Below are 26,908 nucleotides of genomic sequence, written 5' to 3' on the forward strand. Positions count from 1 at the left end.
CCGCGCCTGGAGGTCGTGTCGCGCTGCGTCGCCGTCGGGCGGATCCGCCCTTGCGTCGGGTTTCGTGTTCATCTAGACGGTCGGGGCGATCGCCGTGGAGGGCTGCTCGGAGGCGGTCTCGACCGCGGCCGGTCGGGGTACCGACGACGAACGGTGGAGCACGGTCGCGCTGGCCCCGAGATAGGCGTCTATCACGAGCGGATCGGCTTGGACCTCGTCCGGTGATCCGTCCGCGATCACCGTTCCGACATCCATGACGACGACCCGGTCAGCCATGCCCATGATGAGCGGGATGTCGTGCTCGATGACCAGCATGGTCAGGTCTAGTTCGTCCTTGAGCCGGCGAAGGAGGACGCCGAGCGCTTCGGTCTCGCGCTGGGCGACGCCGGAGGACGGCTCGTCCAACAGCAGCAGCGTCGGCGCCAGGGCGATCATGCAGGCCAGCTCGGTGATCCGCCGAGTGCCGGTCGACAGTTCCTGGATCTGCTTGGCCCGGTAGGACCCGAGCCCCATGATGTCCACCAGGTCGCTCGCTCGTCGGGCCTTCTCCTTTTCCGTCCCGGGCAGGCCGAGGACCGAGAGCGAGAAGCTGGTGGCCAGGCGCGGCTCGAACGCGAGTCGTACCGTCTCGGCGACGGTGAGCGTCGGGAACAGGGCGGCGTCCTGGAAGGAGCGGATGAGTCCCAGCCTGCCCCGCCGCTCGGGGCTTAGCGAGGACACGTCGTCGCCGTTGAAGTGGACCTGGCCCTGGTTCGGGCGGGTGAATCCGCTGATCAGCTCGAAGGTGGTCGTCTTGCCGGCACCGTTGGGGCCGATGAGGCCGACCACCTCTCCCTGGTGGACCGAGAGCGAGACGTCCCGCACGGCGGCGATGCCGCCGAAGCTCTTCCGTAGGCCGCGGACGTCCAGCAGCGCGGTGTGCGGCCTGGCCGGGGCCTGGCGAGGTTCCACGACCACGGCGAGTCTGCCGGCGCGCGCGCTCTCGGAGAGGATCGGCTTCTCGGTGTCGATGTCGAGGCCGTGGCGGGCCGCGGCCCACCGGACGTAGCGCGTTCGCAGCGGTTCGAGTCCCTGCGCGATGCCGCCCGGAAGGTAGAGGATGAGGATCAGCCAGCCGAGGTCGGTCGCGGCGATGCCCGCCGCGTCCAACGGGAGGAAGCGCGGCAGGCCGATGACGTAGAACGCGCCGATCAGCGGTCCGATCAGGAGTCCGACTCCACCAATGACCGTCATGGCGACGGTATCGATGCTCGCCTGCACCGAGAACGTGGACGCGTCGACGCTGCTCAGCAGGTGTCCGTAGATGGCACCGCCGAAGCCGGCGATGAATCCGGCCAGCGCGAACCCCTGGATCTTGAGCCGGGTGACCCGCACGGTGAAGGCGCGCGCGTTGCTCTCGTTGTCCCTGACCGCGAGCAGAGCCCGTCCGAAGGCCAGGCGGCGGACGTTCCAGGCGATCAGCAGCACGATGAGGAAGGCCGCGAGCGCCACGTAGTAGTAGGACCGGCCCGTGTCGAGGGCCTTCCCGAACACGGCGGGGCGCTCTGGTCGCGTCCCGCCGCCGAGCGCCCAGTTCTGTTCCAGTCCCCAGCCGTTTGCCATGAGGGCGAAGCCGAGTGTGGTGACGGTCAGCATGAGGCCCTTGAGCCGGAGCGCGGGAATCCCGATGGCCAGGGATATCGCGGCTCCGCCGAGGGCGGCGATGATCAGGGCCAGGGGGAAGGGCACGCTCGAGTCGAGGTGGAATGACACGACGGCGCCGACGCCGGCCACCGCGAACTGGCCCAGGCTTAGCTGGCCGCTCAGTCCCGTTCCGATGCCGACCGACACGCCCACGATGGCATACGCGATCACCGTCGAGAGGGAGACCGCGCTCGCGTTCGACACCAGCAGGGGGAGGAGCAGCGCCACCACCAGGCCAATCCCGGTGAGTCCCCAGCGGAAGCCTCTGACCTCGGGCAGCCGGGCGACCCTGGCCGGAAGTGGCTTCCAGGACGCGACCGAAGCCCAGCTGCCCTTTTCCTCTGCCCGTCCGCGCGCGCTTCGCTGGCTCAGGAGGACGACGAGGATCAGGACGTAGAACACCAGGTCGGGCAGGCCGTCGGAGTTGGGGTAGTTGAACAGGACGACCTGCTGCACGACTCCGATGAGGACGCCGGCGCCGAAGGCGATCGGCAGGCTGTACATCCGGGCGATGACGCCGGCGGTGAGCGCCCGCAGCAGCAGCGGCGGCCCGAAATCAGTGGACGAGGAGAATCCGGAGGCGGGAATCACCAGCAGCGCGGTCAGCGCGGACAGGACACCGGCCATGACCCAGGACAGGCTGGACATGTTCTGGGTCGAGATACCGGCCAGCCTGGCCGATTCCGGGTTCGCGGACGAGCATCGGATAGCGAGCCCGAAGCGGCTGTAACGCAGGAAGAGGGTGAGCGCCGCCACCGTCGCGGGACCGAGGATGAGCATGGCCGTGTAGGCCTCGTCGATACGCAGGTCGCCCAGGTTGATCACCGGCATTCCGGGAGGGCTTGGCAGGGTCACCCCGCTGAAGGCGCTGGAGTCCACCACCGAGGCGACCTCGGTCAGGAACGCGCCGACGCCCAGTGTCGCGACGATGCTCATGACCGGAGTGGTGTTCCGTAGACGGCGTATGACCACGAGCTCGGTTGCCCCCGCGGCCAGGCCGCCGGCCGCCAGTCCAGGGATCAGCGCCACATAGTAGGGCACATGGTATTTGTGGGTGAGCAGGCTCAGGACCGCGACGCCGAAGGCACCCATCTGGCCGTGCGCGAAGTTGATGATGCGGCTCGTCCGGTAGATGAGGACCAGGCCCACGGCCAGGAGGCCGAACGTCAGTCCGGAGAGCATGCCGAGCACGACAGCCGACAGCGGCAGGTGGAACCCGTGGACCGCTACGTCCGGCAGTGCAGAGATCGATGTCATGCGCCGTTCCCGCCTTGAGAGGCTGCTCCGAGGAACACCGCGCGGAGCAGGTCGTCACGGGCCAGCAGATCCGCCGAGGACCCGTCGAACCGGACCTGGCCCTTCTCCATGAAGTACGCGTGGTCCACGACACTCAGCGCGAGTGAGATGGACTGCTCGACCAGCACTACCGCGGTGCCTGCCGCATTGATCTGGCGAACCATGTCCAGGAGCCGGTCGACGACGATCGGCGCCAGCCCGAGCGACAGCTCGTCGATCAGCAGCAGCTGTGGTTTCAGGATGAAAGCCTTCGAGAGTGCCAGCATCTGTTGCTCGCCGCCGGACAGCGTCAGCGCCGGCTGGTTACGTCGCTCAGCCAGCCTCGGGAACATCTCGAAACATTCGTCGATGGCCGCGTCGAGGCGTTTCCTGTCCCGGCCCAGGCTGAAACCCAGACCTCGCAGGTTTTCGGCCACGGTCAGCGGGCCGAATACGGCCCGGCCGCCCGGTATCTGGGTGATCCCACGGCTGACCCGCTTCTCGGCGTCGACATAGGTGATGTCGTGGCCTCGTAGTCGCACGGAGCCGGCGCTGGGCATTCCGAGGCCGGAGATCACCTTCAGCAGGCTCGACTTCCCCGCGCCGTTGACGCCGAGCAGGGCGAGCATCTCGCCGTCGCGCACGGTGAAGTCGACCGCGAAGAGCACCTGGAGCTGGTCGTACGAGAAGTCGATCCCGCGGCACGCGAGCAGGGGTGCTTTCTGCCGGCCGTTGAGGGCCAGATCGCGAACCCCCTCGTCCTCGAGGATCTCGCCGACGACCGAGTCCAGGTCTCCGGTCACGCTCTTCGCGCTGCGTCCCAGCAGGGCGGCGGCGCCCAGCGCGGGCACGACCAGCGCGGCGATCGCCGCGGCGGCCGAGTATCGGGACTCGATGTCGCCGAGGAGGATGGTGCCGCCCTCACCGCCGACCAGCCCGAAGTAGATCGCCCCCAGCGACACGGCGATCGACCTGGCCCGTGGCCGGACGATCGACATCATGACCAGGCTCAGCGCCGCGACGGCGACGGCCTCGGAGGCGAACACGATGGAGAAGCCGGCGAGGCTCACCCAAAGGACGGGGATCACGGCGAGGACGAGGCCGCCCGCGAGGAACACCAGCGCCCAGGCGACCATCCTGACCAACCGGGCTGGTTCCCGCTGCCAGATCTTCTCTCCTCGACGCGCGTAGTACCACAGCGCTGGCAGCGCCAGAAGCCAGCTCGCGGCGAAGAAGGTCGCGCGCTGGGAGGTCGTCAGGCTGAACTGTTCCTTCAGCCAGAACCCCTGGTAGGTGACGACCGGGTTGACCGCCACCCCCAGCACGGCCCACACCGACAGCAGCCTCCGCACGGTGCGGATCGTCCACACCCGCCGCAGCGCCTCCCAGAACGTCAGCTCGGTGGCGTCCTCCCGACCCGACTGCGGCCCGGACCGGTCGGCCCGCATCAAAGTGGCCACCTGGTCGGAGTCGTGGCGTCCGTAGCCGGGCTCGCGAAGGCGCAGGCCAACGAGTGATGCCGCGAGGAAGACGACGCCGGCCACCAACAGGACGCCGCGCCAGGACAGCCCCACCGGTCCGGCCAGGATCGCGACCAGGGCCGGGCCGAGAATCGCGCCGATGACGCCGGCGCCGCGGTGGAAGCTCAGCGCCCGCAACCGCACCGCGGGCGGATACGCATCCATGATCATCGGACGGTGGGCGGAGTAGACCACCGCGGCCCCGGCCCCCGAGCTGCCGATCACGGCCGTCATCGCAGGCACCCACGTCACGACGCTGCCCAGTACCAGCGACGGGCCATACTGGAATCCCAGGTTCTTGGAGATCATGATGCGCTGGCTGCGCTTGTAGAAGATCGCCGCGAACTGCAGGGCCGTCAGCCCGACGAAGGTCTGGCGCTGGGTCGCCAGCATGGCGTAGGTGCTGGCGTCGACGCCCAGCGAGCTGCTGATGTCGGGGCCGAGCGCGGTGACCAGGTACGCCGTCGCCTCGTCGAGCGCCGCGAACAGGCTCAGCGCGATCAGCAGATACCAGCCGGCACCTGAAGCGGTGATGTCGGCTCCCAGGGGCCGGACCCGCCCGGCCTCACCGCTGGCTCCGGCGATGAGTAGACGTCTTCCCTCGGCTCGCCGTTGGTGCACCTGAGCGATGACGCCCGACATGACGTCGGGCGTGTCGCCGTCCGGTGCCGAGTCCGCGGCGGCGGTGGCGTGCTCGGTGTGGGCCGCGCTCACGACGCCTGCGTCGCCCGTCATCATGCCCAGGCTCCGCGCGGCGCCGACGGCGCCGGGCGGAAGCCGGCCTTGGCGGTCCAGGACGATGGCACCGGGCCAAGTGGGGCGGTGCCTAAGGACCAGCTGTTGCTCATTAGATCTCTCCCGGACGCTCTGTCGCTGCTGGGTGTCGCGGGCATCAGCACGGCGGCGGTCGCCAGCCCGGAACGGGCCGGACGACCGCCGCCGCCCTGCTGTGCTAACTGGTTGCCGTGAACGCGCTGGCCGGTAGTGGCCCACCGCTGTACTGGAAGCACGTGCAGCTGGGCGTGTACTTCAGGAGCTTGGCGACGGTGACGCCGTCGCGGCGGCCGCCGGAGTAGTCGGGCGGTCCGAGCAGCTCCGCGCTCGGGATGCTCTTCGCCTTCCCAAGTCCCGTCATGGCGTCCTGAGGCGTGAGCTTTCCACCCGCGTTCACCCCTGCCGTGAAGACCAAGAGCTGGTCGCACATGTTCCAGAAGAAATGGGCCTGTGACGGGCTCGCGCCCGAGGCCTCCATGATCTTGTTGCACAGGGCGCCCGTGGTGTTGATCGGCGGGTTGACCGTGTCGGCTGACGGGTACCAGCCGACCGCCATCGCGTTCGCGTACCGGACTTCCTGGTCCGGGTCGGTCTTGTTCCCGGCGTACGCCCGCTGCGCGGGCAGCTCATTGGTCGTGAAGCCCAGCTTCGGGAAGTACTTCTGGGTCGACGCGCCCTGGGTGAACGGCCGCAGCGTGCCGCCCTGGGTATCCAGGAACAGGACGTGGTCGATCCCCTGCTGCTTGAAGCGAAGTACGGCGCTGCTGATCGCCTGCTGAGTGGGGCCGATGTCGTTGACTCCCGACGTGGGCTTCACCAGCTGCTGGTCGGTGATCGTGAGGCCGTGGCTGGCGAGCGCGGGCTTCAGCGACTCGTCGATGGCGCGCGTGAACGGATCGGTGTTGTAGCCCACGAGGCCGATCTTGGAGTTCTGCCCGAAGAAGCCGCCCTGGAACAGGCTGTTCACCTGGAGAGCCGCCGCCCGGTTGAGGCTGAGTGCGCCCGCGGTGGCGTACAGCGGGTGCTGTTCGAAGTAGGTGTCGTCCGCGGCGAGGCTTCCGCCGGCGGCGTCAAAGGCGATGACGTTCGCGGACTGCAGGCAGGAGACGATGGTGTCGGTGTGGTTCGGCAGGTCCATCACGGCGAACACGTGATGGTCCTGAGTGAACTGGGTGCACATCTCCTGCTCAGAGGAGTCGCCCGCGGCCCTGGTCGCGTCGAGCGGGTAGAACACCGGCTGGATCTTGCGGCCTAACAGCCCGCCGTGGTTGTTCACATAGTCGGCGAGCGCCCGGTAGTAGGCCTTCGTCTCCTCATCTGTGGGTGCCGCCGCGCCACTCGACCCCAGCGAGCCGCCCAGAAGCTTGGCTAACGCCTGGAGGTTGGAGGGGAAGGGCATGCCGATCTCGATGGGCGCACCCGAGGCCGCCGACGCGGTCCCGCCCGAGCCCGAGGAGGCGTTCCCGGACGAGCCGCAGGCGGTCATGGTCACCGCGGCTGCCACCGCGATGGCGAGCGCGCCGGCCTGCCGGCCACGCATTCGTCGGGACCTCGGCCTCCGGGTACCGCTCCCGACGGGAGACCGGCGGACCGGGCCGCGCCATCGGCCAAGGCGCCTCTTGGCCTCGCCATTGTTGCCCTGATCAGCCATTTCGCTCCGTCCTCGCGTCGAAGACCTCTGTCAATGTGATGCCGGACACTACAAGTGAGAACTCACTCGGTCAAGAAGCGCCGGAACTCCATGATCGAAACTGCGAGAGGATTCATCCGGCGAACGTCGCATCGCAACCGTGGGCACCGGCGGTGTTACAGCAAGTGCCAATGGCCAAGCTAAGAAATCGTCGTGACGCTCTCCGGCGCCAAGTTACCCGCGAGCACCTCTCGTAACAGTGGGTAGCGATGTGCTGCACCCCTAGCTGGCAGGGGGCGACGTGGTCTACGTCAGTCCTCCCCCGCGCCATCGGGATGCGGCTTCGCGGGGTCCATCAGGTGGATGACACCTCCTCGACCGAGTGAGTTCTCACTTGTAGTGTCGGGTGTCGTGGACAGATCGGGCAAGCCATGTCGCGCGAGTCAGGGTTGTCCGTCACCGTGCTGACCACTGCCGAACAGATCGCGTTGAGCAGCGGTGGCGGCATGTGGACGACCAAGGCGGTCGGGCCGGTGCCATCGCTGTTGCTGGTCGACGGGCCTAACGGACTGCGTGTGTCGACCTCCGAGACGGATGTGCTGGGTGGGCCGACGAGACCCGCGACCTGCTTTCCGCCGGCCGTAGGACTGGCGCAGACCTGGGACACCGACCTGGTCGGCCGAGTCGGACGGGCGCTGGGCCGCGAAGCCCGCGTAGCTGGGGTCGACGTTCTTCTGGGCCCCGGGGTCAACATCAAACGAGATCCGCGAGCTGGCCGTAACTTCGAGTACTACTCCGAAGACCCCCTGCTCACAGGCATGCTGGGCGCGGCGTATGTGGGCGGCGTGCAGAGCCAGGGTGTGGGCTGCGCCCTGAAGCACTTTGCCGCCTACAACGCGGAGCACGACCGGATGCGTCAGAGTTCGGAGGTCGATCCGCGGACCCTGCACGAGATCTACCTGCGGGCGTTCGAGCGGATCGTGCGGGCCGCGCACCCGTGGCTGGTCATGTGTTCGTACAACCGCCTCAACGGGACGCCCGTCGCGCAGCATCACGGACTACTCACCGAAGTCCTGCGTGACCAGTGGGGATTCGACGGCGTGGTGGTGAGTGACTGGGGAGCGGTCACCGACCGGATCGCCTCCCTCGAGGCTGGTCTCGACCTGGCAATGCCCGGCAGTGGCGGCGCTGCGGACGCGCGGGTCTCCACGGCGGTGCGCGAGGGGCGTCTCGCGCCGGCTGTGGTCGCCCGGGCCGCGGGCCGGGTGGCCGAGCTCGCGGGGAAGGCGAAGGCGGCCGGCGCGCGTGGCGACTATGACGAGGTCGTTGACTACGACGATCATCACCGCCTCGCGAGGGAGGTGGCCGGACGCGGCATCGTCCTTCTGCGCAACGAGGGCGATCTGCTGCCCTTGCCCGGCCACCGGCCGATCGCGGTGATCGGGCAACTCGCCGTCCGTCCTCGTTTTCAGGGTGGCGGCAGCTCGCACGTCAACCCGACCCGCGTCGACCTTCCGCTCGACGAGCTATGCCGTCTCACCCGCGCCGACGTCGCCTACAGCCCCGGATACGCCCTCGACGGCGGTGGCGACACGCGCACCCTGCGGGCCGAGGCGGCGGGCCAGGCCGCGAGGTCCGACACTGCCGTCGTGTTCCTCGGGCTGGGCGTCGAACACGAGGCGGAGGGCGGGGACCGCGGCGACCTCGATCTGCCGATCGACCAGATCGAACTGCTGCGGGCCGTCAGCGCCGCGCAGCCGCGGACTGTCGTCGTGCTGATGCACGGCGGCCTGGCCCGCCTGGCTCCGGTCGTGGCCTGCGCGCCGGCGGTGCTCGACGCGGCGTTGACGGGCCAGGCCGCCGGCGGTGCCGTCGCCGACGTGCTGCTGGGACGGGTCAATCCCTCAGGAAGGCTGACCGAGACGGTCCCGGCCCGGCTGTCGGATGTGCCGGCGTTCCTAAACTTCCCCGGTTCCGATCAGACGGTGCTCTACGGCGAGCGCCACTACGTCGGATACCGGTGGTACGACGCGCGGGACCTGAGCGTGACGTTTCCCTTCGGCCACGGACTGTCTTACACGACGTTCGACTACAGCGACCTCGTTCTCACCGCCGCCACGGACGGGATCACGGTCTCGGTCACGGTCACGAACACCGGTGCCAGGGCAGGCCGAGAGGTGCTTCAGGTCTATGCCGGCCCACTGGTCTCGCGCGTGGACCGCGCCCCTCACGAGCTGGGTGCCTTCGCCTGCGTCGACCTGGACGTTGGGGAGTCCCGCAGGGTCGAGACGCGGGTCGACCGGGCCGACCTTGCCTACTGGGACGTCCGGGTCGACCGCTGGGTGGTCGAGTCCGGGGACTATGAGGTCGCCGTCGGCGCGTCGAGCCGTGACCTGAGACTGGCCGGGCGGGTCATGGTCGAGGGCGACTCGGTGACGACTGTCCTGACCAGCGAGTCCACCCTGGCCGAGGCACTGGCCCATCCGACGGCCGGCCCGGTGGTGCGCCGTCTGGTCGAGCAGGTGTTCGGCGGCCACGGGGCTGACGGGTCTGGCATGGGAGTCGATCTGATGAAGTACATCGCGTCGATACCGATCGGGCGCCTCGCCAGTGCCAGCGGAGACGATGCTCGTGACGGGGGCCTGCGTGCGCGGATCCTCGCCGCGATCGGCGCCGACGGGGCGCCCAAGTGATCAGGGGCCGGGCACCACGGGCGCCGCCGTCCAGCCATGCCGAGAATCACGGCCGCTGGCGGACCGGATCGGTCAGGAGTCGTCCGAGTCCGACCGGCGGATGCCGTGCAGCATCAACGCGACAATCTCGGGCGCCTGCAGCGGTCGCTGGAAGAAGAGCGGGCTCGATCCAGTCATCGTCAGGACCAGGAACGCCTGACTGGCGACCGCGGGATCCAGGCGCAGATCATCTCTGGACGGTTCGAACAGCGCCGGCAGTATCTCCCGCGCGATGAAGTCACCCGAATAGCGCTGGGGAAGCCGACCTCGGACCTCCTCAAGCTGCAGTGTGCCCGCGAACTCCCACAGCGTCGCCATCAGACCGGTGAGGATCGTCGCCGCCTGAGTCAGCCTGTCCTCCAGGGGAAGCGACCGGTCGATCCGCGACAACCGCTCCAGCGCGGGGGCGGGGTCGAGCGCGGCCCGAAGAGTCGCCAGCAGGATTTCTTCCTTGTTCTTGAAGACGCTGAAGACCGTCCCGTCGGACACACCGGCGGCGGCGACGATCTCCTTGGTCGTCAGAGTCCAGCCTCGTTCCCGCAGGAGCGGAATGGTTGTCTTGATGATGGCGGCACGCCGGTCCTCCGGCGTCTTCGGGCTGGCCCTGCGCCTGCCGGAGGCAGCGGATTCGTATGAGTGCTGACTCATTCGCGTGAGTGTACTGCCGCCAACGACCCACGCCGTTCATGATCCCACCCTCGCGCGCCCCGGTGGGGCGCAGCGCGGACCGCCGCCAGCGCCACGACTGGGGCGGGAGCGCGCCCGACAGGCCGGCGCCGGCACGGCCTGCCTGCCAGGCCGTCAACGGCCCGGGTCGGCATCGGCTGAGTGGGACGGACAAGGCCTGGTTGACCGAGTGAGTTCTCACTCGTAACCTACGGACGACCTTCCCCAATTCACGCCGAGGTTTGGAGAGACGCCGGTGGACGAGTGGATCATCTCGGTGGACGACCATCTGATCGAGCCGCCGAACGTCTGGACGGATCGGCTACCCGCCAGGTACCGCGACACCGGCCCCCGGTGGATCAGCGACGAGCACGGGGAGTCGTGGCTGTTCGAGGACACCAGGCGAATCGCCCTGGACGCCATGGGCACCGGTGGGGCCATCTGGCCGAAGGAAAACCGGCCACCGATGTTCACTCCGCTGTCCTGGAGCGACGTCGCGCCGGCGTGCTACGACCCCAAGGCCCGCGTCGAGGCCATGAACACCGACCGCGAGCTGGCGGCGTTGTGCTTCCCCAACATGGCTGGCTTCGCCGGAAGCCTCTTCCAGCGCGCGAAGGACAAGGACCTGGCGTTCCTGTGCATCCAGGCCTACAACGACTGGTATCTCGACGAGTGGGTGGCCGCCTACCCCGGCCGGTTCATCGGCCTGGGCCTGGTGCCCTTCTGGGACGGCAACCTCGCCGCGGCCGAGGCGGAGCGGGTCATCGCGAAGGGCGCCAGAGCACTCTCGATCAGCCAGGCACCCGACAAGATCGGCTTCCCGCCGGTCATCGACCCGCACTGGGATCCCCTCTTCTCGGTGATGAACGACGCGCGCCTGTCGCTGTGCATGCACCTCGGCAGCGGCATGAGCCCGGCCGAGGAAGACTCCAGCGCCGACTGGACGACGCGCATGCGGGAGGCGATCAAGAACAACGACCTCACCGAGGTCGCCAAGCGCGCCGGCGTCAGCACCGAAGAAATGAACCGGAAGCGAAAAATGCTCCCAGGCACCAGCACCTCGCTCCTCGGCGCGCGCATGGGCTCGGCGAGCCTGAACGACTGGCTGGAGAGCGACAACTTCGAGCGATACCCGAACCTCAAGCTCGTGCTGTCCGAGAACGGCGTCGGCTGGATCCCCTCCGTGCTCTCCCTCGCCGACTGGACAGAGACGCTGAACCGAACGGCCGAGCCCAAGGAGGGGCCGCTGCCGAGCGACATCTTCCGGCAGCACATCTTCGGCTGCTTCATCCACGAACCGATTACGCCGAAGCTCATCGACGAGATCGGCGCCGACAACATCATGGTGGAGACCGACTTCCCCCACACCGCGACCAACTGGCCACACTCCCTCGACCGCGTCCGTGAGTGCATCGCCGGCCTGCCCGCCGACATACAGCACAAGATCATTCGCGGAAACGCCGAGCGGGTCTTCGACTTCATCCCGTCGGAGCCTCCGGCGCTGCTGGCCTAGCGTGAGCCTCGGCCGAGGCCGGGATCGAAATGGCGAGGAAAACCCGGTGAATCAGACACCCGCCAAGATCGTCTGCTTCTCACACCTGGGGATAACGGTCACGGACATCTCCGCCTCGGTCGACTTCTACACCAGGATCCTCGGCCTCGTCCGCCGGTTCACGGACGAGCGGGACGGATGGACCCGCGTCGGGCTAGAGGTAAACGGCACGATGGTCGAGCTGTTCAGTCCCCACGTCAGCGCGGATCTCTGGCACAGCATTGATCCCTTCTACCCGAAGGATCTCGGCCGGCCCAAGATCGCGCTGACCGTCGCCGACGCCGCGGCGACCTATCAGAGTCTGATCGAGGCGGGCATCACCCCGCTGTGTCCTGTCACCACCACCCGCGTCTCGGCGTTCTTCTTCATCGCAGACCCAGACGGGACTCCCATCCAACTGCAGGAGTTCCTCGACGGTCAGCAGCGCGTGGCCGAACTGTTCGCATAGCTCGACGCCACGCCGCCGAGCACAGATCGACTCCGTCCTGCCGTCTGAGCCCTGAGCCCAGGCGGCAAAACCTCGAACTAACGCCCAGCGCGGCGGGCCTCGTTCGTCCAGATCTCCGCACAGGCCACGCTCAATGGCGCCGGACCGATACCTCGCCCCTTGATCAACATTTTGCGGGAGCCCCGTCGGGCGGGGCTTCGGCCAATATCTCACCGAGGGTGGCCCCACCGCCGCTATGCGGCCGAGGTGAGCGATGCTCGACGCTGTGTCTCGGTCCGGACCTCGGCGACAAGCGCTCGTGCGGTGCGGGCGCTGACCTTGAGCCGCTTGCGCAGGACTTCTGCAGAGATGGAGCGGTGGTGCTGTTCCCAGTGCGCGGCGTCCGCTGCGCGGGCAAGGTCCAGCAGTTCCTCGTCCAGGGGCCGAACAGCACGGCTTCGGGCCGGCACACGAGGCGTGTCTCCCAGCACCCGTGCCGCAGGATGGTCCACGGCGGTCCCTAGGACCGCATCGATTCTGTGGCTGGCGGAATCGACGCTGTGTCAGTCGCGCGGTCCTCGATAACTTTCATGTCTCGTAGCAGGCTTGGCCCGACCTCTGCCCAGCCGATCAGGAAGAGGGGGCCGACGGCGTCGAATACGGCCTTGCCGTAGTTGCCTGGATGAGAGGATCGGCGATGTTCAGGGCGAGGGTGACGACGCCGGCGAAGACCATCAGCCTGTGGGGTGCAACTGGACGGTCAGAGGCGCCGATCTGGGCAAATGACGCATCAGGGATCATGACGGCATGGTGTCGACGGTCGTGTTCCTGCTGATCCGGAGGCTGCTCGGCGTGGCCGGTCTCGGGGGCCGTCCTGATGAGAAGGACGTCGAGATCGCCGTCCTTCGCCACCAACTGGTGGTGCTGCGTCGCCACGTCGCCCGGCCGCGGTACGCCCCGTCCGATCGGATGCTGCTGGCCACCCTGGCTTAGCTCCTGCCCCGTCCGCGCTGGTCGGCGTTCCTCGTCACCCCCGCCACCCTGCTGCGTTGGCACCGCGAGCTGGTCCGCAGACGGTGGACCCAGCCACAGCAGCATCGCGGTCGCCGGCTTGAGGACGCGACGATGCAGTTGGTCCTCCGCTTGGCCCGGGAGAACCCGCGCTGGGGCTACCTGCGCATCGTCGGGAATGCCGCAAGCTGCAGGTCCAGGTATCCGCCGCCTCGGTTCGCGCTCTCCTGCGCCGCCACGGCCTGGGCCCGGCACCCCGCCGCGGCGCCGGGCCGAGCTGGTCACAGTTCCTGCGCGCCCAGGCCCGTGGCGTGCTGGCCTGCGACTTCCTCACAGTCGACACCGTCACACTGGCCCGGCTATACGTGCTGTTCTTCGTCGAGCTCGATCGCCGCCACGTCTGGCTCGCCGGCGTCACCGAACACCCCACCGCCACCTGGGTCACCCAGCAGGCCAGAAACCTCACCTACCAGCTCGGCGACGGCGGGCCGTACACGTTCCTGATCCGCGACCGGGACACCAAGTTCGTCGCCGGCTTCGACGACGTCTTCACCGACGAGAGCATCCGGATCCTCAAGACACCCGTCCAGGCACCACGCGCGAACGCCTTCGCCGAACGCTGGGTCCGCACCGTCCGCGCCGAATGCCTCGATTGGATCCTCATCTGGAACCGGCGCCACGCCGAACACATCCTGTCGATCTATGTCGAGCACTACAACACCGCACGACCCCACCGCGGCCTCGAGCTCGACATCCCCGATCGGCCAGCCTCAGTCGGCGATCCAAGCGGCTCGATCAGACGCATCGACCGCCTCGATGGCCTCCTCCACGAATACCAACGAGCCGCCTGATCAAGCTCCTGGCCAGCGGAACCGCATACTTGCACCCTTCAGGAGACGGGCTTCCAGAGAGGGAGTCATGCGAATCCTGGTTTCGTGGAAGGTGTGATCTCGGGCGGGTGGCCGAGCGCCCGCTCGGAGCGCGCTCGCCACCTTCAAAGAGCAGGGCGGACGCGCTCCGCATCGGGTCAGATCGATTTCAGGACTCGGACCCGGTCGGTGATGGCACGCCGCGCGACGTCGGAGTTGAAGGCGATGGAGTCGAACTCGTGTGGGGCACCGGGGTGCAGGTGGAACTCCACCGGCACGCCGGCCCGGCTGAGCTTGGTCGCGTAGGCGGTGTCCTCGTCGCGGAAGACGTCGATCTGGCCGACCTCGATGTAGGCCGGTGGCAGGTCGGTCGCGTCTTCGATCCGGGCCGGGGCCGCCGTGGCGGGGACGTCCGGCCCGCCGGCCGCGTCGCCGAGCAGCGCGGGCCACGCGGTTGCGCTGTCGTCGTAGGACCACAGGGCGAAGGGCGCAATGTACGGGTCCGGTGTCCTGGTGCGGTCGTCCAGCATCGGCATGAGCAGGATCTGGCGGGCGATCTTCGGCCCGCCACGCTCGCGCGTGAGGATTGTCAGCGCCGCCGCCATGCCGCCTCCGGCGCTGTCGCCCATCACGCCGATTCGGTCGGGGTCGACGCCCAGCTCTGCGGCGTGATCGTGCAGCCAGCGCAGCGCGGCGTAGGCGTCATCGAGTGGTGTCGGGAAGGGGTGCTCCGGCGCGCGGCGGTACTCGACCGACAGCATCGGCACGCCGCTGGCGGAGACGTATCGGGATACCGGCCCGTCGAACAGGTCGATGTGGCCGAAGATGTAGCCGCCGCCGTGGAAGAACAGCACGGCGGAACCAGGCGTTGCGCCGTCCTTGACGTACCAGCGCATCTGGATCTGGGCGCCGTCGTCGGCAGTCGCGTAGTGATCGCTCGTCGTGACGTCGGGTGGGAGTGGCTGGGCCGTCCCCGCGGCGCCGATGATCGGCTCCCAGACGTCGCGACGAGCGGCGATGTCGCCTACTGGCGGCGGGGTGAAACCCGCCATCGGGGCCAGCGCCTCGGCGATCTCGGGGTCAAAGGTGAGGGACATGACAGGTCCTTTTCGAGTGTTGTTGTCGCCCGCGGACGGGTGGGTCAGGCAGGAAGGACGATGACCTTGCCCGAAAGGGTCCCCGCGGCGGCCCGGACGTGGACGGACGCCAGGTCCTTCAGCGGGACGCGCTCGGCGACATCGACGGTCAGTTCGCCGCGGTCCACGCGCGCGACGAGTTCCGATAGTTGCTTGGCGTCGCTGCGGACGAAGAGGTCGACGGCCCGCACGCCGCGCTCGTCGTCGGCTGGGGCGGGCATCCACACGGTGGTGCTGACCACGACGCCGCCGTCGCGGACCAAGGCCGCCAGCGCGCTGAACTCGGCGGGGTCGATCGGGGCGAGGTTGAGCAGGACGTCGACCGGCTCGGTCACCGCGGTGGTCGCCGCGGTGGTGGTGTGGTCGATGACCTCGTCGGCACCCGCCGCCTGGACGTGCTCGCTGCTGCGGGGGCTTGCGGTGGCGATCACGTAGGCGTCGGCTGCCTTGGCCAGCTGTACCGCGTAGCCGCCCACGGCGCCGCCCGCGCCACTGATCAGGATCCGCTGCCCGGTCTTCAGCTCGGCGTGGTCGAAGAGTGCCTGCCAGGCGGTGAGACCGACCAGGGGTAGCGCGGCCGCGTCGGCGAGCGGGATGCTTGTCGGAGCCGGCGCCAGGCTCTCGACGGGCGCGAGGACGTACTGCGCCGAGGCGCCGTCATCGACGAACGGTAGAAAGCCGACGACCTGCTCACCGACCTTGAGGCCGCTGACGCCCTCGCCGAGTGCGTCGATCGTTCCCGCGACGTCCAGGCCGAGGGTATGCGGCAAGGTCAGAGGCATCGGGCCCTGCATGAAACCCGCGCGGATATTGCCATCGACCCCGTTGAACGTCGTCGCGGCGACGCGTACTCGCACCTGACCCGTGCTCGGCACCGGCCGGTCGACGTCCTCATAGCGCAGGACGTCGGGGGCGCCGTACTCGTGGAATCGAACTGCCTTCATGGGGAGTGCCTCGCTCTCGATGAAACCTGTGCTTCTCAACTTGAGATGCTGGGCGGGGGGCTGCTGGCCAAGGTGCTGCCCGGTCAGACCGAGGTCCTGCGTCGCCAGCTCTTTCAGCCGCTGTCGCGCGGGGACACGGAGGCGTTGGCTGACGTGCTGTCGCCGGTGCGCGACCACATGCGTTCGGCGGCGCTTCGCCGTCGGCGATGACACCCCCGTCCTACGTCGCGGGCGGGAGCAGGACCTCCATGCCGTACTCCGGCGCGAGTGCTACGGCTCGCCGCAGTCGCACCTCGCGTTCGGCGTTGCTGAGCGACGGGGCCGGGGAGGTGCGGGTTGGGACGAGATCACCGAACTCGGCAAAGTACCGTTCCAGGCCCGCTGGCGCGACGGTACAGAGCAGTCGGGCAGGGACCCGGGCCGCATTGCGGAACGCGTGGGCGGCATTGGCCGGGATGTTGGCTGATTCGCCTGCCTTCAGCCAGATAGGCGGAAGGTCACGCACGCGTACCTCCACCGAGCCCTCGAGGACTCGGAAGCACTCCTCGAAGTCGTGACGGTGCGGCGGAGGTCCACCGCCCGGCGGGATGAGCATGTCCAGCATCGCGAAGCGGCCGGCGGTCTGCTCGCCGGAGAACAGCACGGTGTAGGTGTCCCCGACGACGGCCAGGTGCGTCAGCGCGGGGTCCTCGGGCCGCGCGATCTCCACCTTTCGCACGACGTCATCCTCGGGGGGCGGCGTCACGACACATCTCTCATGTCGATCTCGGCGAGCCTCAGCCGGCCCGTCGACGCAGGCGTCGAACCTCGCGTCTGCGCCAGTTCTGCGATGTCCACCCGGGCCTCTCCTCCCCGTCTTCTGTTCCGGACGAAATCGTCCGGATAGCGGTAACGCTACTTCTGCGACCTGCCACGCCGCAAGCCGCTGCGATGATGTGATCCGTGTCGCCCCCCGCCTCCCGCCAGACTCGTAAGGACGCGCTCCGTAACCGCGATCGGGTCCTCGACGCCGCGACCGAGCTGGTGCGGAGCGACGGGGAGAAGGTGCCGATGGCCAAGATCGCCGAACGTGCGGGCGTCGGGGTCGGGACCCTCTACCGCCACTTCGCCACCCGCGAGGAGTTGCTCGGCGCGCTCGTCCACCGCTCGTTCGGCCTTGCCGTCGACAACGCGCGGGCGGCCGCTGCTCACCCGGGCTCCGCGCTGGACGGCATCCGGCTGTTCTTCCTGGCCACCCTGCGCGATCGCGAGCGCTTCGTCCTGCCCTTGCACGGCGGCCCGCCGGTCTTCACACCTGCCACCCGCAAGCGACAGGCGGACGTTCGCACCGCACTGCGCGGGCTCCTCGAACGCGGCAAAGCCGCCAGGGAACTGCGCGCAGACCTGACCCCCGAAGACCTGATCGTGGCAACCTCGCTGCTGTCCCGACCGCTGCCGGGGACCGGCGACTGGGACGACCTGGCCCGTCGACAGATCGACCTGATGATCAATGGCCTCGGCCCCGGTCCACCTATGGACAAGGGGCAATCGTCCTGACGGTCGCCCGCTTCGGCTCGGGGATCAGCTTGGGCTGATGAGGACGCGGGCGATCGGTCGTCGCGCAAGTCAATGGCGCCGCCGTTGGTCTGAGCAGCTTTATCGCGGACCGACGCCGAGACTGGTCGCTCAGGGTGCAATGATGCCCAGGTGGACAACGGGGGTCCATCTGATGAGCAGCGCCGCGAGCACCACCAGCCGGCTGGCGACACACTCCTGCCGGATGAACTGGTCGTGCTGCTCGCTCGCCTCTTCCCGGATCGGGTTGGAGCAGGCCAGCTGCTCGAGCGCGCGGGTGTGACAGTCGAGCTCCATCCATCCTGGCATGTTTCCAGCCCGCTCGAATTCTGGCGCGAGGCCGCTCGGCTGCTACGAGCCGGGATCGTCCCGAACGGGCCCCGGCGCCTCCTCGAGGCCGCAGTCGCCGAAAGGCCGGAACAACACTTGCTGCGGGACGCGGCGGAGCAGAGTGGAGCGACTCCGCCGGGCCGCTCGGACTTCGGTCCTGTGTCAGGTGAGGTCGAGCATTTCGAAGCGACTCAGGAACTGTCGCGATCTCTCCTCGAGGTCCTCCTCGGCCGGCTGAGCACCGTGGACCTGACAAGCCACTGGGTGGTAAGCCTCGAAGACCACTGGTCCGAGAGCCGCTACGTCGAGCTTGCGGTCAGCTCCGACCGGGACCCAACGTGGGGCGCGGCCACTCTCGACACCGCGCTCGAGCGGCACGACGAGCCGTTGACAGTTCTGGAGGGCGAGGCTGGATCCGGCAAGAGCGTGTCCTTGCGCGAAGTCGCCCGACGACGCTATGACGAAGCGCTCCGAAACGCAGCCCTGCCTGCCATCCTCCCGATTTATGTGAACCTGCGGGAGCTGGCCGCAGGCCAGGCTCTGGTAGATTCCTCGGCCGTCGAGTCCTGCGCTATGGACCAGCTAGCAGCGGGCTGTGAAGGTGACCTGAGGAAGTTCGCTGAGGCAGAGTTCCGACGCAGATCATCCAGCGGTGGCCTGTTCTTCATCTTCGACTCGTTCGACGAGATCGCAGGATTACTGGACGGAGATCTCCAGGAAGGTTCCGACAAGTACAGCAGAGCAATACAGATGTTCCTCGCGAAGTATCCACGATGTCGTGCAGTAATTGCGGCGAGAGAAGTCGAGGGGCCACATATTCGCGGCGTCCCGCACCTCTCCATCCTTCCGATGGACGACTCTCGCAGGCGGCTACTAATCCGCCGCTCGGGGCGAGGGGCGGAATTTGTCAGTGCCCTTCTGAAAGAAGTATCCGCGGCGGACCCACGAATCCGCCGGCTGGCCGGGAATCCGACTTTCCTCGCCCTCTTGTGTCTCCACGCAGAGAGGCACGGAACGCTGCCTGCGGGCGCCTACCGAGTAGTTCAGGAGTTTGTGCGCCTGCGCGCACACAAGGAAGCCGCTAAGCTTCAGCGAATATTCGGGACGACGGCTGACGAGTTACTCGACGACGCGGCGACACTCGCGTATGTCATGTCGTCCTCACCGGAGGCGGGGTTGAACCCACCGCTGGACGTGCTAGGTCATGAGTACGCCGCGCTGGGACACGGCACGGCCGCCGATGTCACCGTGATTACTGAAGCGCTGGTACACCTAGGCCTCGCGGTCCTCGCGCCAGACCAGGGAGGGGAACCCGGGCGCAAGCGGTTCTCATTCCGAGACAGAAGCCTCCAGGGGTATTTCTCCACCGCTTATGTCGAGAAACATGTCGGCTCTGTTGACCCGGGCGTCATGGTTCGCCGAGCCATCTGGCACGACACCGCAGTCTTCCTCCTTGAATCGGCGTCGGTGGCGGCGCCACGACTGGTCACCGAGATCGGGCTCATCCTGTCCTCCGCATCGACGTCAACCAGCAAGTCGCAAAGCGTCACGAAAAGGCAGCCAGGTGACGTCGCGGCCGATCACAGTCCAGCCGAACACGGGATCGATCATTCGCGGCTGGCCGAGGGGCTGCGCGCGATCAAGATACTCGACGAGAGCAGAATCCCCGCGAAGCTGCTACCAGCTGTCCTGGTGCGGGACGCGACGCGGCTACTGTGCGCTCTGTGGGCAACAGGAAACCTGCTGGAGCGCAGGCAAGCCCTGCAGGTCGTCGGTGCCTGGTGCCCCACGGACGGCGCCGTCCGCCTGATCGGTGACGGCCTCCGCAGCGGCAGCGAGGTCCTCCGGGAGATCGCCTTCCAACGCGCCGGGTACCTCCAGCCAGTCCCGCCGGACATTAGAACGGCTATCCGCCGCTCGGTGACGACTCTCGGTGCCGAAAGACGGCTCCGCGCGGGACTCTCAGAACTCACGCCGCGGCTCCGGCGCCTCGGCGACCCGGCCGACTTCACCGTGGTCGATAGCTGGGGCCGCGCATTGTCCTGGATTCTGCCCATCGCGCTGCTGGCCGCGGCGGTGCCGTCTCACGACACGCAGCCCACCAGGCTGAGCGTGCGGCTGCTGGTGACAGCCCTCCTGGTGATACTTCTCCAGGCAATCCGCGGGAGTCCTCCGCTGTCATGGTGGCCAAACCGATCGGTGACGGCGAGGGTCCTAGCCACAAGATTCGCGTCGAACAGACCGCCAACGGTGACCCTCTGGTCCAGCTACCTTCTGCTCGGCGCCTGCACGACCGGGCTGACTTTCGCTGGCGCGACCACCCCTGTCTCGGGCGTGATCTCGGCGGCGGCCGTCGGCTATATCGTTGCCCTGACCCCCTGCCTTCTCCTGGTCCTGGCCGCCGACGCCCGCCCGGCGTGGTACGCGTTCGTCCTGCCCTGGATCGTGCTGGGGCACGCACGGCTGTTCAGGTCGCAGTCGATGGCCTGGATCGGCACAGCGTCAGCCGGCGCCGCGCTGACTCTTCTGTCGGTCGTCCTTCCGCGGAAATATCTGACACCCGACCACACGGCAATCTCGGCGCTCGCGATCGGCTCCGCTCTCACATACCTGCTCCTCATTCGCCCGCTGCTACGGTTCGTCGTCGATCAGCAGGATCGCCAGAAGATCAGGCCGGCGAATCTGGCGCCTCTCCGGTCGGCCTCAGACCTTCTCGATCTCCTTTCCTGCCTGCACTCCGCCACACACTGCGTCACGGCGCTTTCAACCGTTCGTGAGCGGATGATTCTGCAGCCGGTGGCCGAGAACGTCGCCGTCGTGGCGGACCTCCTGGATCTGGTGAGGAACGCGCACATCCAGGGCCGTAAAGCGTGGTCGTTCTGGACGACTCGTTCGAAGGATCAGCCAGTCGGCCGCTCGCCGGCTTCTAGCACCTGGGCCGGATCGCGGCGCGGGCGCCGCTGCCTGCGACGCCTCGGTAAGGACGCCCTCCCAGCCCTTGACGAGCTCGTGCGGCTTTACGACGAGCTCAGCGCCACGCCGCAGACAGCTAGCCGCGTTCCATGGCTATCCCCCGTAACACCGGGAGACCATCGCCGCCCAAGAAGCTCGGTCCGGCAACGGCCATTGATGTTTGGAGTTCAAAGAGTTCGTCAGACCTTCGGCGGCTCCCAGCGGGAGACCGACGAACGTCATCACGGGGGGCGTAGTGAACGATAGCGACGACCAGCAGCCGGGCGCCACAGAGGCGGCCCACCTTCCGGATCCCGACCAGCAGGCTGAATCCAGCGCCGCCGAGCATGGGCGTGACCTCACCGCGGGTAGTACCGACGGCGCAGCATCCACCAGCGGCGACCCGGACGAAGCGGAACCGGCTAACGAGGAGCGGCCACCCGACGACGGGGAACCGGCCGCACCACCCGAGCCAGGCAGTAGGCCACAGCCACAGCCACAGGCGCGGTCGGGAGACCGCACCGAACCCTCGCCTCCGCCCAGACCGATCAACTCCCGGTCACGGCTCCAAGCCGCCCTAGCAGCCGCAGCGATCGTGTTGGTCGCGGTGACCTTCCTGGCGACTCGCGCTGCCTATGTCAACCGCGAGGCGGCGAGCCTCAGCACGCCGACCGCGGAGACCCTGCCGACCATTCCGCCGCCGCCCGTGCTGGACGGCACCACTACTGATCCTGCCGCCGCCTCGCCAACCGAGACACCGGCGGATCCCGGAACACCCAGCCCCACCCCGTCGCCAGAGCCATCACTGCCCTACGAGGAAACGGTGACTCTCAAAGTCGATGATCTTCTGAACAGCCAGATCGATCTCGATGCCAGGCCTCCGGCCCCGGTCTGGACCATACTGTCGTCTCCACGCGGAACCGATCTCTATCTCAGCCTCAACGAGGGTCCGCGCCCGTTTCTGGCTTCCCGTGCGACCGGCACGGTCATGACCCTGTGGGATGGTCCCAACGAACCAGACCTGCCGGGCTGCTTCCAACAGGCTCTCCAGCACGGCATTCGGGAGTTCATCGATCCCAAGCCTGGCCAGCGCGTGTGCCTTGTTACCGAATGCCAGACGCTTGGATACCTGGCAGTGGACAACGCCGACCGTGCCCAGGTGACTTTCCGTTTCATCGTGCTTGATCGGCGCACCGGCGATTGCGAGGACACCGGCGATGCCGGAATCACGAAGCTGTAGCAGAAGTGCTGGCGTGGCGGCGCCCGATGCCATCCCGAACAAGCGAGCCCAGAAGCCCGCGAGGGGGTCGCACGGCCGGTGGCGGCTGGCACTCGCCGCCGGCGGGATCGCGCTCACGATCGTGGCCTCGCTGCTCACGGCCGCCTGTGACACGGGGAGCCGGGCGGCCGAGCCTGTGGGCGCTGGTACCACGACGCTCGCGCCATCGGTCGAATGCGCTGTGCCCACACCACCTCTGCCCGATATCAGGGTCGAGTTTGCCCAACACGCGGGCCTGGGCCTCGGCGCCTTCTATTTTTTCATCTTCCGCCCGGTAAGCACGGGCCACGTGAACAAGCTGACAGTCGCCTTCGCCCCGCCGGCAGCATTCTTTTCCTATTATCATCTTCGCGAGGCCAACCGCCTCGCCCGGATGGACCCGCGCCTGTGCAGAGTGGTCAGCCAGCTGGTCGAGGTGTTCCGTGCCGTATTCGCGCGCGCTGAAGCCCACGCGCTGGATCCGCCCGACATGGAGAAACTCCAGGGCTGGTTCGAGGTGCTGAAATCCGCCGCGGTAAACGCCGGTGCAAGTTTTCAGAGACTACCGGTTTCAGCCGAGGACATATGCGCGATACCCGGACTCCCGGTCCCTTGCAGACCAGCACCCCTAAGCCTCTTCGGAACTGACAGTCCGAACCCGCCCGTCCCCTCTTGACCGTGAGGACCACATCCGCCGCTGAGGACTTGTCCTCAGCGGCGGGTGTGGATGACATGGTAGGGGTCTGTTGCACCGGTCGGGGCCGTGGTGTCCGCGGGGTCCACGGCATGATCGGATGATGGTTCGCTGCGGTCCTCGTCCGCCGGTCCCGGTCTCGGAGTTCACCGGGTTCCGGTTCCCGCCCGAGGTGATCGTTCTGGCTGTCCGCTGGTACCTGAGGTTCGCGCTGTCCTATCGGGACATCGAAGAGTTGCTGGCCGAACGAGGCATCGAGGTTGACCACGTGACTGTGTACCGATGGGCGCAGCGGTTCACGCCGTTGCTGGTCGAGGCGGCCCGGCCGTGCCGGCACCGTCCGGGCAGTAGGTGGTTCGTCGACGAGACGTAATGGGAAGGTCGCGGGTCGCTGGACGTACCTGTATCGTGCGATCGACCAGTTCGGCCAGGTGGGGCTGTTGCACTGGCCGGGTCGTGGCCTCCGCGAGGTGACGGCATGATCGGATGATGGCTCGTCGCCGTCCTCCTCCGTTGGTCCCGGCCTCGGAGTTCACCGGGTACCGATTCCCGCCCGAGGTGATCGTTCTGGCGGTTCGCTGGTACTTGAGGTTCGCGTTGTCGTACCGGGATGTCGAAGAGCTGCTGGCCGAACGCGGCGTTGAGGTTGATCACGTGACCGTGTACAGGTGGGTGCAACGGTTCACCCCACTGCTGGTCGACGCCGCCCGGCCGCGCCGCCACAGCCCGGGTGACAGGTGGTTCGTCGACGAGACCTACATCAAGATCGCAGGTCGATGGCGGTACCTGTATCGAGCCGTTGACCAGCGCGGACAGGTCATCGACGTACTCGCCAGCGAACGGCGTGACCAGCTCGCGGCCCGCCGCTTCTTCCGCCAAGCCCTGGCCCACGGCCGCCGGCCGGTCGAGGTCACCACCGACAAGGCGCCGGTCTATCCGCGGGTCCTTGATGAGCTGCTGCCCGACGCCTGCCACGTCGACGCACGGTGGGAGAACAACCGGATCGAGTCCGACCACAGCAGACTCAAGGCGCGGCTACGGCCGATGCGCGGGCTGAAACGGCTGCGCTCGGCTCAGACGATCAGCACAGGGCACGCGCTGATCCAGAACATCCGCCGCGGCCACTACGAACTCGCCACCGACGCCGATCCACGGCAGCGGCTATCAGTCGCGTTCACTGAGCTCGCCCACGCCATCTGATCACCAGGCGCCGTGGCTCCGCTTGTCCCGGCTCCTCGCAACGCAACAGACAGTGAGGATGTTGGTGAGCCCCGCGCCGGTCGGTCTGACCCGGCAACAGACTGACTGCGGGTCCTGGACGGGATCTGTCGGCCGTGCCGGCGCGGGGCTCGTGTGCACTCACCGGACGGGCGGGTGACCTTATAGGAGCCTGGCCAGAGGCCCCTTCACTGTCTTGTCCGTCGCCCGGCTGGTGCGTGCCGCCCTGTCGGTCGAGGTGATGGCGAAGGGACGGCTGGCGCCCACGATGGCACAGCAGACTGATGAGGTCACGGGTGGTGTCGACACCCACAAGGACAGTCACACGGCGGCGGCTCTCGATAGCGCCGGGCGGCTTCTCGGTGTGGAACAGTTCCCCGCGACCGGGGCGGGTTACGGCCGGCTGCTCGACTGGCTGCGTGGCTTCGGCGCCGTTGGGAAGGTCGGCGTCGAGGGGACCGGGGTATACGGCGCCGGGCTGGCCCGGCATCTGGCGGCGGCCGGTGTCGCGGTCGTCGAGATCGACCGGCCGGACCGCAAGGCCCGGCGCTGGCAGGGCAAGTCCGACCCGGTCGACGCCGAGGCCGCGGCCCGCGCGGCGCTGGCGGGCCGGCGGACCGGGAAGCCGAAGGACCGCACCGGCCAGGTCGAGGCACTGCGTGCTCTGCGGGTGGCCCGTCGTGGCGCGGTCGAGGGCCGCGCTGACGCGCAGCGCCAGATGAAGGCACTGGTCGTGACCGCACCCGAGCAGGTACGTGCCGAACTGTCCGCCCTGACCGCCACGCGCCTTGTGGAGGTCTGCGCCAGCGCCGACATCGCGGTCGCACACGCCGGCGACCCCGCGGTCGCTGTTCGGCTTGCACTGCGCAGCCTTGCGCGCCGCCATCAGCGGTTGTCCGTCGAGATCCGCGACCTCGACACAGTCATCAACCGGCTCGTGGTCACGATCAGCCCAAAACTGCTCGAGGTCCAAGGCGTCGGCCCGGACACCGCCGGCCAGCTGCTCGTCACCATGGGAGCCAACCCCGACCGGATGCGCTCAGAGGCCGCGTTCGCAATGCTCTGCGGCGTCGCCCCGCTACCCGCGTCCTCAGGCCGGACCCATCGCTACCGACTCAACCGCGGTGGCGACCGCCAGGCGAACGCCGCGCTCTACCGGGTCGTGCTCTCCCGCCTGCGCTGGGACGCGAGAACCCGTGCCTACGTCGAGCGCCGCACCAAGGAGGGCAAGAGCAAGAAAGAGATCATCCGCTGCCTCAAGCGCTACGTCGCCCGGGAACTCTACGCGATCCTCACCACCCTACGAGAACCAAACGATCTTCCAGTGATCACTTGACATCCATAGGAGCATCCCCTCCGAACTAATTTATCGATCTTCGGAGATTCCCGCGGTAGGAATATGAGCCCGGCGTCGTACTGGGTGTGTGCCAGACCAGAGTCCGATCGCAGCGTTCGGTCCTTCGGGACGGTGGTCGAGGTGGAGGACTTGCCGCTCATTGCTCGGCTAACGCGAAGCGATGGGATCCCCGTGCGGCACGATGAGGGAATTCCGGGGTGCTGTGGGAGTGATCGTTCGGTGTTCGTTCACCAGGACCGGTAGCGATCAGCGGCGGGGGAACCTGGTGACCCAGCGGCGCTGCCAGGGGGTCTCGACCGCTCGGGGATGGTGGTGTTGCCGGGTCCAGGCGGTGGCGTCGGCGGGGTCCAGTCCGGCCAGGACGGCGAGGCAGGCGATGACAGTGCCGGTGCGGCCGACTCCGCCTCCGCATGCGACCTCGACTGCCGCGCCGGACTGTGCCTGTTCGTGGAGCGCCCGGATGTGCCGGACGGCTTGGTCGTGGTCGCGGGGCAGGAGGAAATCGGGCCAGTCGATCCACGTGCGCGGCCAGGGAAGTGTGGCGTCGTGTCGGTGGCGCAGGCGACGGGATCCCAGATAGAGGCCGAAGTCGGGCGATTCGCCGTCTGGCGCCGGACGGCGCAGGCCGCGGCCGCGGACCCAGGAGCCGTCGGGGAGTTGGAATGCGCCGACGAGGGGCGGAGTGCTCACCGCGCCATGCCCGTGATCTGTCGGCGGGCGCGGTGGTTTGCCACGTTGAGGCGGTTGCCGCACCGGTCGGGCATGCAGTAGCGGCGCTGTCCAGCTCGGCTGATGTCGACGAACACTCCCCGGCAGTCCGGGGCCTGGCAGGCGCGGAATCGTTCGTGTCCGAGCGTCCGGATGACTCCAAGGAGACCAGCACCCACGAGTGCGGCCAGCTCGTCAACGAGCGACGCGCCTGCCACGGTGGGGATGTGCCACTGCCAGCGGTTGGCGGCGTCGCGCTGCAACGTCGGGGCGAGACCGGCCCGCCTGAGTAGCACGGTCGCGCCAGCGACCGCGTGATCCTCGGTCGCGGTCTCCAGGACGCCACGCACCTCGCGGCGCAGAAAATGCACCCGACGGACCTCGTCGGCCGTGGGCGGGAAGCTGTCCGCCCCGGCGGCGCCCCGGTGGAGACCGTGCTCGGCCAGGAAGGCCGCGAGGGCGTCCGGGTCCGGAAGGGCCTCGCCCTCGATAGTCCGCACTGTGGGCGAGGTGTTGACCAGGTCCGTTGCGACCGTCGCCCCCACCGTGTAGTCGACCAGGGGCAGCCGCATCGCCGACCCTCCGATCATGGTAACTGGCATAAGGCGACTATACCAC

General features: G+C 68.0%; 23 protein-coding genes and 2 pseudogenes. 14 read left to right on the forward strand and 11 right to left on the reverse strand.

The features are described from left to right. Positions 1–72: 72 nt before the first annotated feature. The 3 genes from FRCN3DRAFT_RS0233320 to FRCN3DRAFT_RS0233330 are packed head-to-tail and all read right to left on the reverse strand — an operon-like array spanning position 73 to position 6,792. Positions 73–2,940 carry an ABC transporter permease subunit gene (locus FRCN3DRAFT_RS0233320; protein ID WP_007507775.1) on the reverse strand — a complete coding sequence of 956 codons (2,868 nt, stop codon included), beginning with the start codon at positions 2,938–2,940 and terminating at the stop codon, positions 73–75. Further along, positions 2,937–5,471 (reverse strand): MFS transporter, encoded by a 2,535-nt coding sequence (locus tag FRCN3DRAFT_RS0233325; RefSeq protein ID WP_157845285.1) that lies wholly within the window; start codon positions 5,469–5,471, stop codon positions 2,937–2,939. Before FRCN3DRAFT_RS0233325 ends, FRCN3DRAFT_RS0233320 begins: the two co-directional genes overlap by 4 nt. Further along, positions 5,431–6,792 carry an ABC transporter substrate-binding protein gene (locus FRCN3DRAFT_RS0233330; protein ID WP_007507773.1) on the reverse strand — a complete coding sequence of 454 codons (1,362 nt, stop codon included), beginning with the start codon at positions 6,790–6,792 and terminating at the stop codon, positions 5,431–5,433. The genes FRCN3DRAFT_RS0233325 and FRCN3DRAFT_RS0233330 overlap by 41 nt, the downstream gene beginning before the upstream one ends. Before the next feature lie 521 nt (positions 6,793–7,313). Here FRCN3DRAFT_RS0233330 and FRCN3DRAFT_RS0233335 point away from each other — a divergent pair. Continuing rightward, a complete protein-coding gene (locus FRCN3DRAFT_RS0233335) occupies positions 7,314–9,575 on the forward strand; it encodes a glycoside hydrolase family 3 C-terminal domain-containing protein (protein WP_007507771.1) in 2,262 nt (753 codons plus the stop codon). A gap of 72 nt (positions 9,576–9,647) precedes the next feature. On the opposite strand, the gene FRCN3DRAFT_RS50095 is transcribed toward FRCN3DRAFT_RS0233335, so the two are convergent. Beyond that, positions 9,648–10,262 (reverse strand): TetR/AcrR family transcriptional regulator, encoded by a 615-nt coding sequence (locus tag FRCN3DRAFT_RS50095; RefSeq protein WP_007507769.1) that lies wholly within the window; start codon positions 10,260–10,262, stop codon positions 9,648–9,650. Positions 10,263–10,536: 274 nt separating this feature from the next. On the opposite strand from FRCN3DRAFT_RS50095, the gene FRCN3DRAFT_RS0233345 reads away from it, so the two are divergent. After that, positions 10,537–11,793, forward strand: a complete 1,257-nt coding sequence (locus tag FRCN3DRAFT_RS0233345; protein WP_007507767.1) for an amidohydrolase family protein — start codon at positions 10,537–10,539, stop codon at positions 11,791–11,793. Between the two features lie 46 nt (positions 11,794–11,839). After that, the gene (locus FRCN3DRAFT_RS0233350; protein ID WP_007507766.1) at positions 11,840–12,280 is read left to right on the forward strand and encodes a VOC family protein; all 441 of its coding nucleotides are present in this window, start codon (positions 11,840–11,842) and stop codon (positions 12,278–12,280) included. Positions 12,281–12,889: 609 nt separating this feature from the next. Here the strand turns inward: FRCN3DRAFT_RS0233350 and FRCN3DRAFT_RS55550 are convergent. After that, a complete protein-coding gene (locus FRCN3DRAFT_RS55550) occupies positions 12,890–13,060 on the reverse strand; it encodes a hypothetical protein (RefSeq protein ID WP_198536192.1) in 171 nt (56 codons plus the stop codon). Positions 13,061–13,066: 6 nt separating this feature from the next. Between FRCN3DRAFT_RS55550 and FRCN3DRAFT_RS55555 the strand changes: the two genes are divergently transcribed. Together FRCN3DRAFT_RS55555 and FRCN3DRAFT_RS47420 are read left to right on the forward strand one after the other, a co-directional pair. Then, positions 13,067–13,252 (forward strand): hypothetical protein, encoded by a 186-nt coding sequence (locus FRCN3DRAFT_RS55555; RefSeq protein ID WP_007507764.1) that lies wholly within the window; start codon positions 13,067–13,069, stop codon positions 13,250–13,252. Positions 13,253–13,581: 329 nt separating this feature from the next. Beyond that, positions 13,582–14,121: an integrase core domain-containing protein gene (locus FRCN3DRAFT_RS47420; RefSeq protein ID WP_007507762.1), complete on the forward strand. Its 540-nt coding sequence runs from the start codon at positions 13,582–13,584 to the stop codon at positions 14,119–14,121. 176 nt (positions 14,122–14,297) lie between these two features. Here FRCN3DRAFT_RS47420 and FRCN3DRAFT_RS0233365 read toward each other — a convergent pair whose 3' ends face one another. Both FRCN3DRAFT_RS0233365 and FRCN3DRAFT_RS0233370 read right to left on the reverse strand, forming a co-directional pair. Beyond that, positions 14,298–15,236, reverse strand: coding sequence for an alpha/beta hydrolase (locus tag FRCN3DRAFT_RS0233365; RefSeq protein WP_007507761.1), 939 nt, complete (start codon positions 15,234–15,236; stop codon positions 14,298–14,300). 44 nt (positions 15,237–15,280) lie between these two features. After that, positions 15,281–16,219, reverse strand: a complete 939-nt coding sequence (locus FRCN3DRAFT_RS0233370) for an NADP-dependent oxidoreductase (protein WP_007507759.1) — start codon at positions 16,217–16,219, stop codon at positions 15,281–15,283. A gap of 45 nt (positions 16,220–16,264) precedes the next feature. Between FRCN3DRAFT_RS0233370 and FRCN3DRAFT_RS52130 the strand changes: the two genes are divergently transcribed. Continuing rightward, positions 16,265–16,429: a hypothetical protein gene (locus FRCN3DRAFT_RS52130; RefSeq protein WP_007507757.1), complete on the forward strand. Its 165-nt coding sequence runs from the start codon at positions 16,265–16,267 to the stop codon at positions 16,427–16,429. 10 nt (positions 16,430–16,439) lie between these two features. On the opposite strand, the gene FRCN3DRAFT_RS0233380 is transcribed toward FRCN3DRAFT_RS52130, so the two are convergent. Next, positions 16,440–16,937 carry a cupin domain-containing protein gene (locus FRCN3DRAFT_RS0233380; protein WP_198536062.1) on the reverse strand — a complete coding sequence of 166 codons (498 nt, stop codon included), beginning with the start codon at positions 16,935–16,937 and terminating at the stop codon, positions 16,440–16,442. 224 nt (positions 16,938–17,161) lie between these two features. Here FRCN3DRAFT_RS0233380 and FRCN3DRAFT_RS0233385 point away from each other — a divergent pair, with 224 nt between their 5' ends. Further along, complete coding sequence (locus FRCN3DRAFT_RS0233385) at positions 17,162–17,755, forward strand: TetR/AcrR family transcriptional regulator (protein ID WP_007507754.1); 594 nt, start codon at positions 17,162–17,164, stop codon at positions 17,753–17,755. Between the two features lie 129 nt (positions 17,756–17,884). Here the strand turns inward: FRCN3DRAFT_RS0233385 and FRCN3DRAFT_RS0233390 are convergent, their stop codons facing one another. Then, on the reverse strand, positions 17,885–18,070 hold the full coding sequence (locus FRCN3DRAFT_RS0233390) for a hypothetical protein (protein ID WP_027141167.1): 186 nt from the start codon (positions 18,068–18,070) through the stop codon (positions 17,885–17,887). Between FRCN3DRAFT_RS0233390 and FRCN3DRAFT_RS57985 the strand changes: the two are divergent. The 7 genes and pseudogenes from FRCN3DRAFT_RS57985 to FRCN3DRAFT_RS0233415 all read left to right on the forward strand — a co-directional run. Further along, positions 17,990–18,163 (forward strand): annotated as a pseudogene (locus FRCN3DRAFT_RS57985) (effector-associated domain EAD1-containing protein); the annotation flags it as partial. The gene FRCN3DRAFT_RS0233390 and the pseudogene FRCN3DRAFT_RS57985 overlap by 81 nt on opposite strands. A 99-nt stretch (positions 18,164–18,262) precedes the next feature. Next, on the forward strand, positions 18,263–21,322 hold the full coding sequence (locus FRCN3DRAFT_RS0233395; protein WP_007507750.1) for an NACHT domain-containing protein: 3,060 nt from the start codon (positions 18,263–18,265) through the stop codon (positions 21,320–21,322). 340 nt (positions 21,323–21,662) lie between these two features. Then, the gene (locus tag FRCN3DRAFT_RS0233400) at positions 21,663–22,295 is read left to right on the forward strand and encodes a hypothetical protein (protein ID WP_131803382.1); all 633 of its coding nucleotides are present in this window, start codon (positions 21,663–21,665) and stop codon (positions 22,293–22,295) included. Between the two features lie 13 nt (positions 22,296–22,308). Beyond that, positions 22,309–22,989 (forward strand): hypothetical protein, encoded by a 681-nt coding sequence (locus tag FRCN3DRAFT_RS54470; RefSeq protein ID WP_157845286.1) that lies wholly within the window; start codon positions 22,309–22,311, stop codon positions 22,987–22,989. A 118-nt stretch (positions 22,990–23,107) separates the two neighbouring features. Continuing rightward, a pseudogene (locus FRCN3DRAFT_RS47430) lies at positions 23,108–23,441 on the forward strand (IS6 family transposase); the annotation flags it as partial. Between the two features lie 55 nt (positions 23,442–23,496). Beyond that, a complete protein-coding gene (locus tag FRCN3DRAFT_RS0233410) occupies positions 23,497–24,207 on the forward strand; it encodes an IS6 family transposase (protein ID WP_027141170.1) in 711 nt (236 codons plus the stop codon). Between the two features lie 259 nt (positions 24,208–24,466). Beyond that, the gene (locus FRCN3DRAFT_RS0233415; RefSeq protein WP_106410567.1) at positions 24,467–25,561 is read left to right on the forward strand and encodes an IS110 family RNA-guided transposase; all 1,095 of its coding nucleotides are present in this window, start codon (positions 24,467–24,469) and stop codon (positions 25,559–25,561) included. Between the two features lie 267 nt (positions 25,562–25,828). Here FRCN3DRAFT_RS0233415 and FRCN3DRAFT_RS0233420 read toward each other — a convergent pair whose 3' ends face one another. Together FRCN3DRAFT_RS0233420 and FRCN3DRAFT_RS0233425 are read right to left on the reverse strand one after the other, a co-directional pair. Continuing rightward, positions 25,829–26,272, reverse strand: coding sequence for a phosphatase domain-containing protein (locus FRCN3DRAFT_RS0233420; protein WP_007507741.1), 444 nt, complete (start codon positions 26,270–26,272; stop codon positions 25,829–25,831). Then, complete coding sequence (locus tag FRCN3DRAFT_RS0233425) at positions 26,269–26,892, reverse strand: CGNR zinc finger domain-containing protein (protein WP_198536063.1); 624 nt, start codon at positions 26,890–26,892, stop codon at positions 26,269–26,271. The genes FRCN3DRAFT_RS0233420 and FRCN3DRAFT_RS0233425 overlap by 4 nt, the downstream gene beginning before the upstream one ends. Positions 26,893–26,908 lie beyond the last annotated feature (16 nt).

Source organism: Pseudofrankia saprophytica (assembly GCF_000235425.2).
In the GTDB taxonomy this organism is placed as follows: domain Bacteria; phylum Actinomycetota; class Actinomycetes; order Frankiales; family Frankiaceae; genus Pseudofrankia; species Pseudofrankia saprophytica.

Excerpts from the sequence above, each read along its gene's own strand:
- FRCN3DRAFT_RS0233425 (WP_198536063.1), bottom strand. The coding sequence starts at position 26,892 with ATGCCAGTTACCATGATCGGAGGGTCGGCGATGCGGCTGCCCCTGGTC.
- FRCN3DRAFT_RS0233365 (WP_007507761.1), bottom strand. The coding sequence starts at position 15,236 with ATGTCCCTCACCTTTGACCCCGAGATCGCCGAGGCGCTGGCCCCGATG.
- FRCN3DRAFT_RS0233330 (WP_007507773.1), bottom strand. The coding sequence starts at position 6,792 with ATGCGTGGCCGGCAGGCCGGCGCGCTCGCCATCGCGGTGGCAGCCGCG.
- FRCN3DRAFT_RS0233335 (WP_007507771.1), top strand. The coding sequence starts at position 7,314 with ATGTCGCGCGAGTCAGGGTTGTCCGTCACCGTGCTGACCACTGCCGAA.
- FRCN3DRAFT_RS55555 (WP_007507764.1), top strand. The coding sequence starts at position 13,067 with ATGGTGTCGACGGTCGTGTTCCTGCTGATCCGGAGGCTGCTCGGCGTG.
- FRCN3DRAFT_RS52130 (WP_007507757.1), top strand. The coding sequence starts at position 16,265 with ATGCTGGGCGGGGGGCTGCTGGCCAAGGTGCTGCCCGGTCAGACCGAG.
- FRCN3DRAFT_RS0233320 (WP_007507775.1), bottom strand. The coding sequence starts at position 2,940 with ATGACATCGATCTCTGCACTGCCGGACGTAGCGGTCCACGGGTTCCAC.
- FRCN3DRAFT_RS55550 (WP_198536192.1), bottom strand. The coding sequence starts at position 13,060 with ATGATCCCTGATGCGTCATTTGCCCAGATCGGCGCCTCTGACCGTCCA.
- FRCN3DRAFT_RS0233390 (WP_027141167.1), bottom strand. The coding sequence starts at position 18,070 with ATGGAGCTCGACTGTCACACCCGCGCGCTCGAGCAGCTGGCCTGCTCC.
- FRCN3DRAFT_RS0233410 (WP_027141170.1), top strand. The coding sequence starts at position 23,497 with ATGGCTCGTCGCCGTCCTCCTCCGTTGGTCCCGGCCTCGGAGTTCACC.
- FRCN3DRAFT_RS0233370 (WP_007507759.1), bottom strand. The coding sequence starts at position 16,219 with ATGAAGGCAGTTCGATTCCACGAGTACGGCGCCCCCGACGTCCTGCGC.
- FRCN3DRAFT_RS0233415 (WP_106410567.1), top strand. The coding sequence starts at position 24,467 with ATGGCGAAGGGACGGCTGGCGCCCACGATGGCACAGCAGACTGATGAG.
- FRCN3DRAFT_RS50095 (WP_007507769.1), bottom strand. The coding sequence starts at position 10,262 with ATGAGTCAGCACTCATACGAATCCGCTGCCTCCGGCAGGCGCAGGGCC.